This is a genomic window from Methylobacterium sp. BE186 (assembly GCF_031457035.1).
Taxonomy (GTDB): Bacteria; Pseudomonadota; Alphaproteobacteria; order Rhizobiales; family Beijerinckiaceae; genus Methylobacterium; species Methylobacterium segetis.
In genome coordinates, this window is the sequence record NZ_JAVDVV010000006.1 from 25,588 (window position 1) to 40,680 (window position 15,093).

Consider the following 15,093-nt stretch of genomic DNA (forward strand, 5'->3'; position numbering starts at 1 on the left):
GGACCGCACCCGCTTCGCGAGAGGAACGCCCGTATGACCGACCTGAAAACCCTGCGCGACCTCTCGGGGCTGGGCTCGAGCCCCGGCACCCTGAAGGGCTCGGCCCTCGTGCTGATCGATCTCCAGAACACCTACCGCGAGGGGGTGATGCGGCTCGACGGCGTCGAGGCGGCCGTCCGCGAAGCGCGGGAACTCCTGGACCGGGCCCGGGCGGCCGGCATCCCGGTCATCCACGTCCGCCACGATGCGGGACTGGGCTCGCCCTACGACGTGACGGCGCCGATCGGCCAGATTAGCGACGAGGTCGCGCCGCAGGGCGACGAACCCGTGATCACCAAATCCTATCCGAGTTCGTTCGTCGGCACCGACCTCCAGGCTCGGCTGGAGGCTGCGGGCGTGAAGGACGTGGTGCTGGCGGGGTTCATGACGCATATGTGCGTGAATTCGACCGCCCGCAGCGCCTTCAACCTGGGCTTCCGCCCGACCGTGGTGGCTGCCGCCACCGCGACGCGGGATCTGCCAGCGCCCGACGGCAGCGTCGTGCCCGCGGCGCAGCTCCAATCCGCGAGCCTCGCCGCCCTCGCCGACCTCTTCGCGGTCGTGGCGCCGCGCGCCGCCGACCTGAAGGACTGAGCGCCCACGCACCTTCCGCAACGCAGCGGAACACGGCTCCGCTTCATCGGTTCGGACAGGAGCGCATGCCGAGCCGGGAACCGGGCCATGACCATCCACAACGTCGCCGATCTCGTCGTCGAGACCCTTCAGGAGATCGGCGTCGCCCGCATTTACGGCGTCGTCGGCGACAGCCTCAACGCGATCACGGAGGCGATCCGCTCGCGCGGCCGGATCGAATGGATCCACGTCCGGCACGAAGAGGCCGGCGCCTTCGCGGCGGGAGCCGAGAGTCAGATCACGGGCGGGCTCGCGGTCTGCGCGGGGTCCTGCGGGCCGGGCCACGTCCACCTGATCAACGGCCTCTACGATTGCCATCGGACGCGCACGCCGGTGCTCGCCATCGCGGCTCACATCCCCTCGGCCGAGATCGGCTCCGGCTACTTCCAGGAGACGGACCCGAAGCACCTGTTCCGCGAGTGCTCGCATTACTGCGAGACGGTCTCCGACCCCTCGCAGCTTCCCTTCGTGCTCGAGAATGCCCTGCGGGCCGCCATCGGCCAGAGGGGCGTGGCCGTCGTCATCATCCCCGGCGACGTCGCGGTGAAGAATGCGCCCGTCCGCGCGGTCGGACCCATCCGCGGCCTCATTCCGCCCAAGCCGGTCGTGCGGCCGGCCGAGGCGGAGCTCGACGCGCTCGCCGACCTCCTCAACGGCTCGAAGCGGATCACGCTGCTCTGCGGGCGTGGTTGCGCCGGGGCGCATGCGGAGCTTCTTCGCCTCGCCGAGACACTCAAGAGTCCGATCGTGCACGCGCTCGGCGGCAAGGAATTCGTCGAGTACGACAACCCCTATGACGTCGGCATGACGGGCCTGATCGGCTTCTCGTCGGGCTACGCCGCGATGCATGCCTGCGAGACCCTGCTGATGCTGGGCAGCGACTTCCCCTACAAGCAATTCTATCCGAGCGGCGCCAAGGTCGCGCAGGTCGACCTGCGGCCGCAGCAGCTCGGCCGGCGCTGCCGGCTCGATCTCGGCGTCGTCGGCGACGTCGCCGCGACGATCGAGGCGCTCCTGCCGAAGCTTCAGGTGAAGAGCGACCGGAGCTACCTGGACGCGAGCCTGAAGCACTACGCCAAGGCGCGGGAGGGGCTCGACGAGCTCGCGACCGGCAAGCCCGGCCGCAAGCCCATCCACCCGCAGTACCTCGCCAAGGTGGTGAGCGACGCGGCCGCCGAGGACGCGATCTTCACGGCGGATGTCGGTACGCCGACGATCTGGGCCGCGCGCTACCTCCGGATGAATGGGCGACGCCGGCTCCTCGGCTCCTGGGTGCACGGCTCGATGGCGAACGCCATGGCGCAGGGGCTCGGCGCACAGGCCGCGAACCGCAAGCGCCAGGTCGTCTCCCTCTCCGGGGACGGCGGGTTCGCCATGCTGATGGGCGACCTGCTGACACTGCGGCAGGAGAAGCTGCCGGTGAAGATCGTCGTCTTCAACAACGGCTCGCTCGGTTTCGTCGAGATGGAGATGAAGGCCGCGGGCTACCTGGAGACCGGGGTCGAACTCGAGAACCCGGATTTCGCGAGCCTCGCCCGCGCCGCGGGCATCCACGGCGTCCGCGTCGAGGATCCGGGCGAACTGGAGGGTGCCGCCTCCGAGATCTTCGCCCATGAAGGCCCGACGCTTCTCGACGTCGTGGTCAACCGGCAGGAACTCTCGATCCCGCCCAAGATCGACGGCCAGCAGGTCAAGGGCTTCAGCCTCTACGTGCTGCGGGCGGTCATGAGCGGGCGGGGCGATGCGGTCCTCGACCTCGCCAAGACGAACCTCATCCGCTGAGCGGCAACGCCCGCGGCGTTACGATCGGTGCCGCCTCTCATCGGTCGGGGCGGTTTGGGGTGGCAGAAGCGCCGCGTTCTGCGTAGACCCACAGCCTGACCTTTGAAGAGTTCCAGTCTGGCGCGATTCCGTTCCGCCGGACAGCGGTGAGACGCTCCCATGCGCATCGGACTGTTCGTGCCGTGCTACGTCGATGCCTTCGAGCCGGAGGTCGGCATCGCGACGCTCGAGCTCTTGGAGCGCCTCGGCCTCGACGTCGAGTACCCCTACGACCAGACCTGCTGCGGCCAGCCGATGACGAATACCGGCTGCCACGCCGAGGCGGCAGCGACCGAAGCGCTGTTCGTGAGGAATTTTTCCGGCTTCGACCACATCGTCGTGCCCTCGGGCAGCTGCGCCCATCAGGTCCGCGCCCACCTCACCGCGATCCCGCAGACGGACGAGGTTCGGCACGTCCGGGCGAACACCTACGAACTCGTCGAGTTCCTGCACGACGTGCTCAAGGTCGAGGCGTTTCCCTGGGCGGAATTCCCGCACAAGGTCAGCTACCACTCGAATTGCAACGCGCTCCGCGGCATCGGCCACGCCCGCCCCAGCGAGATCAACGCACCCTTCTTCTCGAAGCCGCTCGATCTCCTCGCCAAGGTGAAGGGCCTGGAGGTCGTCGAGATCGCGCGGCCGGACGAGTGCTGCGGCTTCGGCGGCACCTTCTCGGTGTTCGAGCCCGCCGTGTCGGCCAAGATGGGCTACGACAAGGTGAGCGACCACGCCCGGGCCGGCGCGGAATACGTCGTCTCGGCCGATTCCTCCTGCATGATGCACCAGAAGGGCTGCGCCGAGCGCCTCGGCGTGCCGCTCAGGTTCATCCACATCGCCCAGGTCCTGAACGGAGCCGCCGCATGAGCGAGCCAAACGACCTTCGCGTCCATGACGGCGCGAGCCAGCGCGGCGGCCTGATCCATCCGGACGTCCGCCAGCCCTCCGACGAGAGCGAGCGCGGCCAGGATGGCGGCCGGCTGCAGCACGCGGAAGCCGCTTCCCAGCCGATCAGCGCTGCGCCCAAGGCGGCCCGCACCCGCGAGCCGCAGCCGCGGGGCGCCAAGGTCAAGGGCAACCGGCCGATCGATCAGGCGGAGGCCGCCGAGCGCTTCATCGCGGCGCCCCTGCACCTCAAGGCCCACGACGAGCGCCTGTGGGACCTGCGCAAGAAGCGCGACACGGTCGCCCACGGCATCCCCGAATGGGAGGCGCTGCGCGAGCTCGCCTCGCAGATCAAGGCGCACACCCTCTCGAACCTCGACCGCTACCTCGAGGAGTTCGAGGCCAATGCCAAGGCGAACGGCGTCCACGTCCACTGGGCGGCGGATGGCGCGGAGCATAACCGCATCGTCCACGGCATCCTGAAAGACCACGGTGCGAGGACGCTCATCAAGTCCAAGTCGATGCTCACGGAGGAATGCGGCTTTCGGCACTACATGGCCGCACAGGGCATCGAGATCATCGAGACCGACCTCGGCGAGCGCATCCAGCAGCTCGACAACGAGGACCCGAGCCACGTCGTCTGCCCGGCCGTCCACAAGACCCGCCTCGACGTGGCGGAGGTCTTCGCCCGGACGCTCGGCACCGATCCCGAGAACGACGACATCCACTATCTCGCCGAGAGCCAGCGCGAGACGACGCGCCCGCACATCCTCACGGCCGATGCCGGGATGACGGGCTGCAACTTCGCGATCGCCGAGACCGGCACGGTGGTGACCTGCACCAACGAGGGCAACGCCGACCTCTCGGGCAACGTGCCGAAGCTGCAGATCCACTCGATCGGCATCGAGAAGCTGATCCCGCGGATCGAGCATCTCGGCGTGTTCATCCGGCTGCTCTCCCGCTCCGCTCTGGGCTCGCCGATCACCCAGTACACCTCGCATTTCCGCGGGCCCCGCAAGGGCACCGAGATGCACATGGTGCTCGTCGATAACGGCCGCTCGGCCCGCCTCGGGATGGAGGAGTTCTGGACCTCGCTGAAATGCATCCGCTGCGGGGCCTGCATGAACACCTGCCCGGTCTACCGGCGCTCGGGCGGCCTCTCCTACGGGGCGACCTATTCGGGACCGATCGGGCTCATCATCGACCCGACCTTCAACAAGCGGAAATACTCGACGCTGCCCTTCTCCTCGACGATGAACGGCTCCTGCACCAACGTCTGCCCGGTGAAGATCAACATCCACGAGCAGATCTTCGCGTGGCGCAAGGTACTGGCCGAGGAGCACGAGATCCCGCTCGTCAAGAAGGGCATGATGAAGGCCGCGGGCCAGGTGCTGAGCCGCCCGGCCGCCTACCGGGCCGCGATCGGCGCGGCGGATTCGGCCCTGCGGGTGCTGCCGCGCTTCGCCGTCTACAACCCGGTCAACACCTGGGGGAGGGGACGCGAGATGCCCCACACCCCGCGCCAGAGCTTCCACGCCTGGTACCGGCAGAACCGCATGAAGGCGGACAAGACGGGAGGCGAAGCGTGAGCTCGCGCGAGGCGATCCTCGGGGCGATCCGGCAGAACCGCCCCGCGGGCGCCTATCCCCTGCCGTCCCTGCCGGATTTCGCGCCCCTCGTCGGCCCGGATCTCGTCGCCGAGTTCGCGGACCGCCTGAAACGCATGGGCGGGCGCGTCGCCGAGGCCGAGCCCGGCCGTGATCCGCTGGCGCCGGTGCGCGAGCGCCTCGCCGCCGCCAGGGTCGTGGCCTCGGCTGTGCCGGAGGTGCAGGGGAACCGGGATCTCGCGCAGGTGGAGAACCCGGCCGACCTCGCCGATGTCGACGTCGCGGTGGTGCGCGCGGTCTTCGGCGTCGCGGAGACGGGCTCGGTGCTGTTCACGCAGGACGAATTGCGGGTCAACGCGGTGGCCTACCTGGCCCAGCACCTGATCGTGCTGCTCGATCCCCAGGACATCCTCGTCAACATTCAGGCGGCCTACCGGCGACCGGATTTCGCGGGAGCGGCCTATGCCGTGCTGCACACGGGCCCCTCGGCCACCGCCGACATCGAGGGCGTGCTGATTCACGGGGCGCAGGGCGTGCGCTCGCTGACCGTGGTGCTGATGCCCCGGACTTGAGGACACCTGCGCCCGACATTCGGGGAGGGCTTGCTCGATCCCCAGAATCGCCGGGCGCGGTCCTTGCACCGGGCCTGTCGTCCCCCCGCGCAAGGAGCCGCCGGTGCGCTACACCCTGGGCTGCAGCCTCTCCTACGAGATCCTCTCGGACACGCTGTTCATCTTCAATCTCGAGGTGGCGCGGCTGAAGAGCCTTCACATCGTCAGCGAGAGCCTGACCCTCTCGCCGGACCTCGCGCGGCGCATCTACGTCTCGCCCGACTTCCAGAACCGCTATCTCGGCGTGACCGTGCCGACCGGGGCGTTCTCGCTCGAGTACAATGCCGAGGTCGACCTCACCGTTACCCGGGCGGACCCGGCCGGGATCGACGAGACGCCGCTCGCCGCGCTCCCACTCGACATCCTCCCCTTCCTGCTGCCGAGCCGCTTCGTCTCCTCCGACCGGCTCACCCCCTTCGCGCAGGCCGAGTTCGGTGGCCTTTCCAAAGGGCATCAGCGGGTGAACGCGATCTGCAATTGGATCCACGACCACATCGCCTACGTGCGCGGCGCGAGCGACGAGGAGACCACCGCCGACGAGACCCTACTCGCCCGTGCCGGCGTCTGCCGGGATTTCGCCCATCTCGGCACCGCCTTCTGCCGGGCACTCGGCATCCCGGCCCGCTTCGTCTCCTGCTACGCCTACGGCCTCGTGCCCTGCGACTTCCACGCCGTCTTCGAAGCCTATCTCGACGGACGCTGGTGGTTGTTCGACGCAACGCGGCAGGCGAACCTCGACGGCCTCGTGCGCATCGGCGTCGGCCGCGATGCGGCCGAGATCGCCTTCTCGACGCCCTACGGCAACATGCAGCCCAAGGGCATGCAGATCCGCATCGACCGTGCGGACGGGCGGGACGAGACGGGCCAGCGCACGGTCGACGCGATCTCGACGGAAGAGCCCGCCCCGCATGCGGGCGCGGCCTGACCTCTTCCGGGATCACGGGATCGCCTGCGCTTTGACATAACCGCGCCGTCGCGCATCCTCTGCCTGTCGTGACCGAGCCGGAAGACCTCGCGGGATGGCCTATCGCCACATCGTCGGACCACGGACCTGGGCCTTCGCCGATCTCGCGACCTTGATGGCCAAGGCGACGCCGCCGCGGTCCGGCGACCGGCTCGCCGGCATCGCCGCCGAATCGGCCGAGGAATGCGTGGCCGCCCGCTGGTGCCTCGCCGAGGTGCCCCTCTCGGAGATCCTCGCCCGGCCGCTGATCCCCTACGAGGAGGACGACGTCACCCGGCTCATCCTCGACACTCATGAGGCCAAGGCATTTTCCGAGATCGCGCATCTGACCGTCGGTGATTTCCGCGAGTTCCTGCTCGGCGCCCCGCCCGAGACGCTGACGCGGATCGCGCCGTCGGTCACGCCCGAGATTGCGGCGGCCGTCTCGAAGATCATGCGCAACCAAGACCTGATCCTGGTCGCCCGCAAGGCCCGCATCGTCACGCGCTTCCGCAACACGATCGGCCTGCCCGGGACGCTCGCGGCCCGGCTGCAGCCGAACCACCCGACCGACGACCCGGCCGGCATCACGGCCTCGATCCTCGACGGGCTCAGCCTCGGCTGCGGCGACGCCGTGATCGGCATCAATCCGGCCTCGGACTCGCTCCAGGCGCTGGGTCGGCTCCTGCACCTCCTGGACGACGTGATCCGGCGCCTCGACATCCCGACGCAGGGATGCGTGCTCACCCACATCACGACGACGATCGAGGCGATGAACCGGGGTTGGCCGGTCGACCTGCCGTTCCAGTCGATCGCGGGCACGCAAGCGGCCAATGCGAGCTTCGGCGTCACCCTGGCGCTCCTGAAGGAGGCCCGCGAGGCGGCCGTCGCGCTGAGGCGCGGCACGCTTGGGCAGAACGTGATGTATTTCGAGACGGGCCAGGGCTCGGCGCTGTCGGCGGACGCCCATCACGGCATCGATCAGCAGACCTTGGAGGCCCGGGCCTACGCGGTGGCCCGCGCCTACGAGCCGCTCCTCGTCAACACGGTGGTGGGCTTCATCGGGCCCGAATACCTCTACGACGGCAAGGAGATCATCCGGGCGGCCCTGGAAGACCATTTCTGCGGCAAGCTGATGGGCGTGCCGCTCGGCGTCGACGTCTGCTACACGAACCACGCCGAGGCCGACCAGGACGACATGGACACGCTCCTGACGCTGCTCGGGGCGGCCGGCTGCACCTACATCATGGGCGTGCCCGGCGCCGACGACGTCATGCTGAACTATCAGTCCACCTCCTTCCACGATGCGCTCTACCTGCGCGAGGTGCTGGGGCTGCGCCGCGCGCCCGAATTCGAGGCCTGGCTCGCCCGGATCGGGCTCGCGGACGCGGCGGGATCGCTGCTGCCCGGAGACGGGACCCCGAGGCTCGTCGCGGCAGCGCCGGGGCTCGCTTCATGAGCCGACCCGACGATCTCTGGAGCCGCCTCTCGGCGCTCACCCCCGCCCGGATCGGCCTCGGGCGGGCCGGCAACGGGTTGCCGACGCGGGAGGTGCTGCGCTTCGGCCTCGCCCATGCCCAGGCGCGCGATGCGGTCCACGCGCCGATGGAGGCCGCCGCCGTGGCGGACGCCATCGCGGCCCTCGGATTGCGGACCCTGACGGTCGCCTCGCGAGCGCCGGACCGAGCGACCTACCTGCGCCGGCCGGATTACGGAAGGCGCCTGTCGGAGGAGGGGGCGTCCGCCCTCGCCGCCGCGGCGGGCCCGCCCGCCGACCTCGCCCTCGTCGTGGCGGACGGGCTCTCGGCCCGCGCCGTGCACGAGAACGCCGCCCGCCTGATCGCCGCCTTCCTGCCCTATGCGGAGGCGGCGAGCTGGCGCCTCGCGCCGGTGGTCGTTGCGGAACAGGCCCGGGTCGCGCTGGGCGACGCGATCGGCGCGGCGCTGCAGGCGCGGGCGGTCGCCGTGCTGATCGGCGAGCGGCCGGGCCTGTCCTCGCCCGACAGTCTCGGCATCTACCTGACCTTCGACCCGAGGCCCGGCCGGTCGGATGCGGAGCGCAACTGCATCTCGAACGTGCGCGAAGCGGGGCTGCAGCCCGCGGACGCGGCCTTCCGGCTGAGCTGGCTGCTCGGGCAGGCGCTTGCCCGGGGGCTGACCGGAATCGGCCTGAAGGACGAGAGCGACCGGGCGCTGGAAGGGCCGGAAGCGGCGGCGGGCTTGCCCGCGCGCTGAGACGGCGCGGCTCCCGCCCGGCGTGCCGGCGCCATCCTGGGCCCCCTGTCAGGATCCCCCGAACGCACATCCGAGCGATCACGTTTCGGCATAGGCAGACGTAGATCGCGATCATCGCCTTACCGACCGGAGAGCGCGTCCGGGATACCGTCCCGCGGCTGCCCGAGGCCCGCGCGAGCGGCCCGGCACCGCCCCCCCGGCATCGGCCGCGAAGCGTGGCTGTGGCGGGGTCGCAACACCGTAAAACCATCCCGAGTTTGCCCCGAGACACGCCCTCATCCGCCGCGATCCCGCCATAAACCGGGACCACCTCAGGATCGGCGGTAAAGGGCAGTTCCGACAACGATTTACCGTCTCGTTCCGTGGTCTTTCCGTGAGCGTCAGAAGCCCTCGCCGTGCGCCGCCCCGAGCGGTTCGCGGGGCGATCTCGAACGTTGTTGCGGAAGGGTGCGGGGTCGGGATTTCGGGATCGCGAGATACGGGTATGGACGCGCGTTTGAACGACAAGTCGAAGCTGCCGAGCCGCCACGTCACGGAGGGGCCCGAGCGGGCGCCGCACCGCTCCTACCTCTACGCGATGGGCCTGACCCGCGAGCAGATCCATCAGCCCCTCGTCGGCGTCGCCTCCTGCTGGAACGAGGCCGCGCCCTGCAACATATCGTTGATGCGCCAGGCCCAGGCCGTGAAGAAGGGCGTGGCGGCGGCGAACGGCACCCCGCGCGAATTCTGCACCATCACCGTCACCGACGGCATCGCCATGGGCCATAGCGGCATGCGGGCGTCGCTGCCGTCGCGCGAGGTGATCGCGGATTCGGTCGAGCTCACCATCCGCGGCCATTCCTACGACGCCCTCGTCGGCCTTGCCGGCTGCGACAAGTCGCTGCCCGGCATGATGATGGCGATGGTGCGCCTCAACGTGCCGTCGATCTTCATCTACGGCGGCTCGATCCTGCCCGGCACCTTCAAGGGCAAGCCCGTCACGGTGCAGGACCTGTTCGAGGCGGTCGGCAAGCACGCCGTCGGCGACATGAGCCTCGAGGACCTCGACGAGCTCGAGCAGGTGGCCTGCCCCTCGGCCGGCGCCTGCGGCGCGCAGTTCACGGCCAACACCATGGCGACCGTCTCCGAGGCGATCGGCCTCGCGCTGCCCTACTCGGCGGGCGCGCCGGCGCCCTACGAGATCCGCGACAAGTTCTGCGCCGCGGCCGGCGAGAAGATCATGGAGCTCATCGCCAGGAACATCCGCCCGCGGGACATCGTCACCCGCAAGGCGCTGGAGAACGCCGCCACCGTGGTGGCGGCCTCGGGCGGCTCGACCAACGCGGCGCTGCACCTGCCCGCCATCGCGCACGAATGCGGCATCGAATTCTCGCTCTTCGACGTGGCGGAGATCTTCCGGCGCACGCCCTACATCGCGGACCTCAAGCCCGGCGGGCGCTACGTCGCCAAGGACCTGTTCGAGGTCGGCGGCATCCCGCTCCTGATGAAGACGCTGCTCGACCACGGCTTCATGCACGGCGACTGCCTGACCGTGACCGGCCGGACCATGGCCGAGAACCTGGAGAAGGTGGGCTGGAACCCGGACCAGGACGTGGTCCGCCCCGCCAACGCCCCGATCACGCCGACCGGCGGCGTCGTCGGCCTCAAGGGCAACCTCGCCCCCGAGGGCGCCATCGTGAAGGTCGCGGGCATGCCGCTCGACCGGCAGGTCTTCACCGGCCCGGCCCGCGTCTTCGACAACGAGGAAGCCTGCTTCGAGGCCGTGCAGACCCGCACCTACCAGCCCGGCGACGTGCTGGTGATCCGCTACGAGGGTCCGAAGGGCGGCCCCGGCATGCGCGAGATGCTCTCGACCACGGCCGCCCTCTACGGCCAGGGCATGGGCGACAAGGTCGCGCTCATCACCGACGGGCGCTTCTCCGGCGCCACCCGCGGCTTCTGCGTGGGCCATGTCGGCCCCGAGGCGGCGGTCGGCGGGCCGATCGGCCTCCTGAAGGACGGCGACCTCATCACCCTCGACGCCATCAAGGGCACGCTCGACGTGGCGCTCTCGGACGCGGAACTCGCCGAGCGCCGCAAGGCGTGGACGCCGCGCGGCAACACCGCGACCTCGGGCTACCTCTGGAAATACGCGCAGACCGTGGGAGCCGCGGTCAACGGCGCCGTCACCCATCCGGGCGGCGCCAAGGAGACGCAGACCTATGCGGACATCTAGGACTGACCTTTGCCGGCCGCTCGCGCGGCCGGTCGGGGCCGATCCGGATCGGCCGGTCGCCTCGCGCGCGCGCGCGCGAGCGTTGGCGGCCGTGCCCCTGGCGGGCCTGCTCTTCCTCCTCGCCCTGCCGGTGACGGCGCCCGTCGAGGCCCTCGACGCGGCCGCGCGCACGCCCGTGGCCGAGAAGAGCTATCGCTCGGCCAAGGACGCGCTGCGCACCGGGATGCGCGAGTACAATGCGGGCGACAAGGAAGGCGCCGCCCGCGCCCTCGAATACGCGGCCGGCCAGGGCCACGCCCTCGCCCTCTGGAAGCTCGGCCGCATGTACGCGGACGGGGACGGCGTCCCGCACGACGACCTCAAGGCGTTCGAGTACTTCTCACGGATCGCCGACGACAGCAGCGACGACGGGCCGGACGCGCCGAATTCGGGCGTGGTCGCGAGCGCCTTCACGGCCCTCGGCAGCTACTTCCTCGACGGGATCAAGGGCACCTACGTGCGCGCGAACCCGGAGCGGGCCTACGACATGTTCAACTACGCGGCCTCCTATTTCGGGGACCCGAACGCGCAGTACAATCTCGCCCGGCTCTACCTCGAGGGGACGGGCGTCGAGGCCGACGCGCGCCAGGCCGCCCGCTGGTTCAACCTCGCGGCCGAGAAGGGACACCGGCCGGCTCAGGCGCTGCTCGGCGACCTCCTCGTCAACGGGCTCGGCGGCGTGCCGGTGCAGCGGGCGCGCGGCCTGATGTGGCTCTCGCTCGCCCGCCAGGGCGCGGAGGGGCGCAAGGACGACTGGATCGTCTCGCTCTACGAGAAGAACTGGGCGGCGGCGAACGAGGACGATCGGGCCCTGGCCCAGAACGAGGCCCAGACCTCGGGAACAGGCCGGCGCCGCCGCTGAGCGGCGCCGCTCACCCGTCCGACAGCTCCACCGTCACCGGCACGTGGTCGGAGGGCTTGTCGAGGCCGCGCAGGTGCTTCTGCACCGAGGCCGAGACCAGCCGGTCCGCCCCTTGCGGGGAGAGGAGCAGATGGTCGATGCGGATGCCGAAATTCCGCGGCCAGCTGCCCGCCTGATAGTCCCAGAACGTGTAGAGCCCGGCCCGGGGGTCGCAGGCGCGCAGGGCGTCGGTCAGCCCCTCGGCGAGGAGCATCCGGAAGGCGGCGCGGGACTGGGGCAGGAACAGGGCATCGTTCGCCCAGGCGGCCGGGTCCGCCGCATCCTCGGGATCCGGGATGACGTTGTAGTCTCCCGCGAGCACGAGGGCCGTCTCCGCCTGCATCAGCCCCCGCGCATGGCGGCGCAGCCGCTCCAGGAAGGCGAGCTTGTAGGGGTATTTCGCGCTCGCCACCGGGTTGCCGTTCGGCAGGTAGATCGAGGCCACGCGCACGGGCGCCACGCCCTCGGCCGCGACGACCCCCTCGATGTAGCGGGCCTGCTCGTCCTCCGCGTCCCCCGGCAGGCCGCGGCGCACCTCGCTCAGGCCGAGCGGCGCCCGTACGAGCAGCGCGACGCCGTTATAGGCCTTCTGGCCGTGCGTCTCGACCGCGTAGCCCGCCGCCTCGATCTCGGAGCGGGGGAAGGCCTCGTCCTGGCACTTCAATTCCTGCAGGCAGACGACGTCGGGCTTCGCCTCGTCGAGGAAGGCGAGGAGATGGCCGACCCGCTGCTTGATCGAATTGACGTTCCAGGTGGTGATCCGCATGGACTTCGTATCCCGAGGAGGCGCGACCGTCATCGGGCCTTCGCGCCGGCCTGACAAGGCGGGGTGCCGCAATCGGGACGGGACGGAGGGGGGATGGCGGGAGCGTGGTTCGAGCCGATCCGGGCCTATTGCGAGCGCACGGATCCCGGCTTCTGGGCGGAGCCGCTCAACGCCGCGACGAACGCCGCGTTCCTGGTCGCGGCGGCGCTGGCGGGCTTGCGCGCCGTCGCGGGGGTCGGGACGGGCGCGGGAAACCTGTCCGGCCCTCGCTCGATCCCGCCCGCGATCGTCGACCCGCCCGCGCTCGCCCTCGCGATCCTCGCGGCCTGCGTCGGGGCGGGGTCGTTCCTGTTCCACACCCTGGCGCTGCGCTGGTCGATGCTCGCGGACGTGATCCCGATCGCGCTGTTCATCTACGCCTACTTCCTCCTCGCCATGCGCCGATTCCTCGGCCTCGGCATCGCGGGGGCGACCACGGCGACGCTCTGCTTCGCCGGCGCGAGCCTCGCCCTGGAGCCGGTGCTGAGCCTTCTGGCCGGGCGGGATCTCGGGGCGGCCACGAACGGGTCGATCGACTATGTGCCGGCCCTTCTCGCCCTCCTGGGTGTCGGCGCGGCGCTGCTCGCATCCGGCGCCGCCCCGCATCGCCGGGAGGCGGGACGGCGGATCCTCGCGGTCGCGGCCCTCTTCCTCGCGTCGCTCGCCGTCCGGACGCTCGACCGGGCGGCCTGCGCGAGCCTGCCGCACGGCACGCATTTCCTCTGGCACCTCCTCAATGCGGGCGTGCTCTACGCGCTGATCCTGACGGCGCTCCGCTTCCGCGCGGCGCAGGCGCGGGCGAGGTGACCCTGCGGCGCGGCCCGTTCCTTGCGCCCCTCCGGAAATCGTTGCAGAAGTGCCCGCCGCGCGGATCGGCGGGGCCGCGGTCTCGAGCCTCGCGCCCGCACCGCGCGTCGAGCCGCCGGCGGCCCCAGAGCGGGCACGGCGTGGGATAGGCCGGGGAACAGATCATGACACAGAGCTTCCGCCTCGGCGTCGCCGGTCTCGGGACCGTCGGCGCCGCCGTCGTCCGCATGGTCGTCCGTCGGGCGGACGCGCTCGCCGCCGCCACGGGCCGCGAGATCCGCGTCACCGCCGTCTCGTCCCGCGACCGGTCCCGCGACCGCGGCCTCGACCTGGCCGGTGTCCAGTGGTTCGACGATCCGGTGGCGCTCGCGAGCGCCGCGGAGGTGGATTGCGTCGTGGAGCTGATCGGCGGCGCGGAGGGCGCGGCGAAGGCGGTGGTCGAAGCGGCGATCGCGGCCGGCAAGCACGTGGTCACGGCCAACAAGGCGCTGCTCGCACGCCACGGCGCGGCGCTCGCCCAGGCGGCCGAGGAGCGCGGCGTCGCCCTGGCCTTCGAGGCGTCGGCGGCGGGCGGCATCCCCGTCGTCAAGGCCCTGCGCGAGGGATTGCCGGGCAACGCGGTCGCCCGCGTCTACGGGATCCTCAACGGCACCTGCAACTACATCCTGACCCGGATGGAGCTCGAGGGCCTGACCTTCGAGGATTGCCTCAAGGACGCGCAGGCGCTCGGCTACGCCGAGGCCGATCCGACCTTCGACATCGAGGGCTTCGACACCGCCCACAAGCTCGCGATCCTGACGAGCCTCGCCTTCGGCACCGAGATCGACGCGGAGGGCGTCTCGGTCGAGGGCATCTCGGCGATCCAGCCCCTCGACCTGACCATGGCCAAGGAACTCGGCTACCGCATCAAGCTCCTCGGCGTGGCCCAGCTCTCGGACGCCGGCGTCGAGCAGCGCGTGCACCCGACCATGGTGCCGAAATCCTCCGCCATCGCGCAGGTGATGGGCGTGACGAACGCGGTGACGATCGACGCCGACGCGGTGGGCGAACTGACCCTGATCGGCCCCGGCGCCGGCGGCGAGGCGACGGCCTCGGCAGTGGTCGCCGACATCGCGGACGTGGCGTCCCGCATCGTGCGCCCCACCTTCGGGCGCCCGACCGCGCGCCTGCGCCCGTCCTCGCGGGTCGAGATGCAGCGGCACGAGGGCGGCTACTACATCCGGCTGACCGTGCACGACCGCCCCGGCGTCGCGGCCGGCGTCGCCACCCGCATGGCCGAGCGCGACATCTCGCTGGAGAGCATCCTGCAGCGCCGCACCGAGAGCGCGGCCTCGCAGGATCCGCGCGGGCGCTCGGGCCGGCCGGTCCCCCTCGTTCTCATCACCTACGCGGCCACCGAGGGCACGATCCGCGCGGCGCTCGAGGCCATCGCGGCGGACGGGCTCCTCGCCGAGGCGCCCCAGCTTATCCGGATCGAGCGCGAGTGAGCCCGGCACCGGGCGCGAGTCCTGGGCCGCGTGAGGCAAGACCGTGTGAGGCAAGACCGCGGGGGCAA

Annotated in this window: 13 protein-coding genes; 12 read left to right on the top strand and 1 reads right to left on the bottom strand. The window is 70.8% G+C overall.

Annotated features, from left to right (window positions below; all coding sequences use genetic code 11):
• Positions 1-33: 33 nt before the first annotated feature.
• The 10 genes from J2X36_RS08520 (at position 34) to J2X36_RS08565 (ending at position 11,887) form a co-directional block, all read left to right on the top strand.
• Positions 34-633 carry a cysteine hydrolase family protein gene (locus tag J2X36_RS08520; protein WP_310348396.1) on the top strand — a complete coding sequence of 200 codons (600 nt, stop codon included), beginning with the start codon at positions 34-36 and terminating at the stop codon, positions 631-633.
• 87 nt (positions 634-720) lie between these two features.
• A complete protein-coding gene (gene poxB / locus J2X36_RS08525; protein WP_310348399.1) occupies positions 721-2,454 on the top strand; it encodes a ubiquinone-dependent pyruvate dehydrogenase in 1,734 nt (577 codons plus the stop codon).
• Between the two features lie 159 nt (positions 2,455-2,613).
• Entirely contained in the window at positions 2,614-3,357 is a 744-nt protein-coding gene (locus J2X36_RS08530) for a (Fe-S)-binding protein (protein WP_132254786.1), read from the top strand.
• Positions 3,354-4,964: a lactate utilization protein B gene (locus J2X36_RS08535; RefSeq protein WP_310348402.1), complete on the top strand. Its 1,611-nt coding sequence runs from the start codon at positions 3,354-3,356 to the stop codon at positions 4,962-4,964. The genes J2X36_RS08530 and J2X36_RS08535 overlap by 4 nt, the downstream gene beginning before the upstream one ends.
• Entirely contained in the window at positions 4,961-5,554 is a 594-nt protein-coding gene (locus J2X36_RS08540; protein ID WP_132254788.1) for an LUD domain-containing protein, read from the top strand. The genes J2X36_RS08535 and J2X36_RS08540 overlap by 4 nt, the downstream gene beginning before the upstream one ends.
• Before the next feature lie 103 nt (positions 5,555-5,657).
• Positions 5,658-6,518, top strand: coding sequence for a transglutaminase family protein (locus tag J2X36_RS08545; protein WP_310348407.1), 861 nt, complete (start codon positions 5,658-5,660; stop codon positions 6,516-6,518).
• A 94-nt stretch (positions 6,519-6,612) separates the two neighbouring features.
• On the top strand, positions 6,613-7,995 hold the full coding sequence (locus J2X36_RS08550; RefSeq protein WP_310348410.1) for an ethanolamine ammonia-lyase subunit EutB: 1,383 nt from the start codon (positions 6,613-6,615) through the stop codon (positions 7,993-7,995).
• Positions 7,992-8,771 carry an ethanolamine ammonia-lyase subunit EutC gene (eutC, locus tag J2X36_RS08555; protein WP_310348413.1) on the top strand — a complete coding sequence of 260 codons (780 nt, stop codon included), beginning with the start codon at positions 7,992-7,994 and terminating at the stop codon, positions 8,769-8,771. Before J2X36_RS08550 ends, eutC begins: the two co-directional genes overlap by 4 nt.
• Before the next feature lie 484 nt (positions 8,772-9,255).
• Positions 9,256-10,986 (top strand): dihydroxy-acid dehydratase, encoded by a 1,731-nt coding sequence (gene ilvD / locus J2X36_RS08560; RefSeq protein ID WP_310348416.1) that lies wholly within the window; start codon positions 9,256-9,258, stop codon positions 10,984-10,986.
• Positions 10,973-11,887: a tetratricopeptide repeat protein gene (locus tag J2X36_RS08565; RefSeq protein ID WP_132254793.1), complete on the top strand. Its 915-nt coding sequence runs from the start codon at positions 10,973-10,975 to the stop codon at positions 11,885-11,887. The genes ilvD and J2X36_RS08565 overlap by 14 nt, the downstream gene beginning before the upstream one ends.
• A gap of 10 nt (positions 11,888-11,897) precedes the next feature.
• Here the strand turns inward: J2X36_RS08565 and xth are convergent, their stop codons facing one another.
• Positions 11,898-12,692: an exodeoxyribonuclease III gene (xth, locus tag J2X36_RS08570; RefSeq protein WP_132254794.1), complete on the bottom strand. Its 795-nt coding sequence runs from the start codon at positions 12,690-12,692 to the stop codon at positions 11,898-11,900.
• Between the two features lie 93 nt (positions 12,693-12,785).
• Here xth and J2X36_RS08575 point away from each other — a divergent pair, with 93 nt between their 5' ends.
• Together J2X36_RS08575 and J2X36_RS08580 are read left to right on the top strand one after the other, a co-directional pair.
• On the top strand, positions 12,786-13,538 hold the full coding sequence (locus J2X36_RS08575; protein WP_310348421.1) for a hypothetical protein: 753 nt from the start codon (positions 12,786-12,788) through the stop codon (positions 13,536-13,538).
• Between the two features lie 164 nt (positions 13,539-13,702).
• Positions 13,703-15,025: a homoserine dehydrogenase gene (locus J2X36_RS08580; protein WP_310348424.1), complete on the top strand. Its 1,323-nt coding sequence runs from the start codon at positions 13,703-13,705 to the stop codon at positions 15,023-15,025.
• Positions 15,026-15,093: the final 68 nt, after the last annotated feature.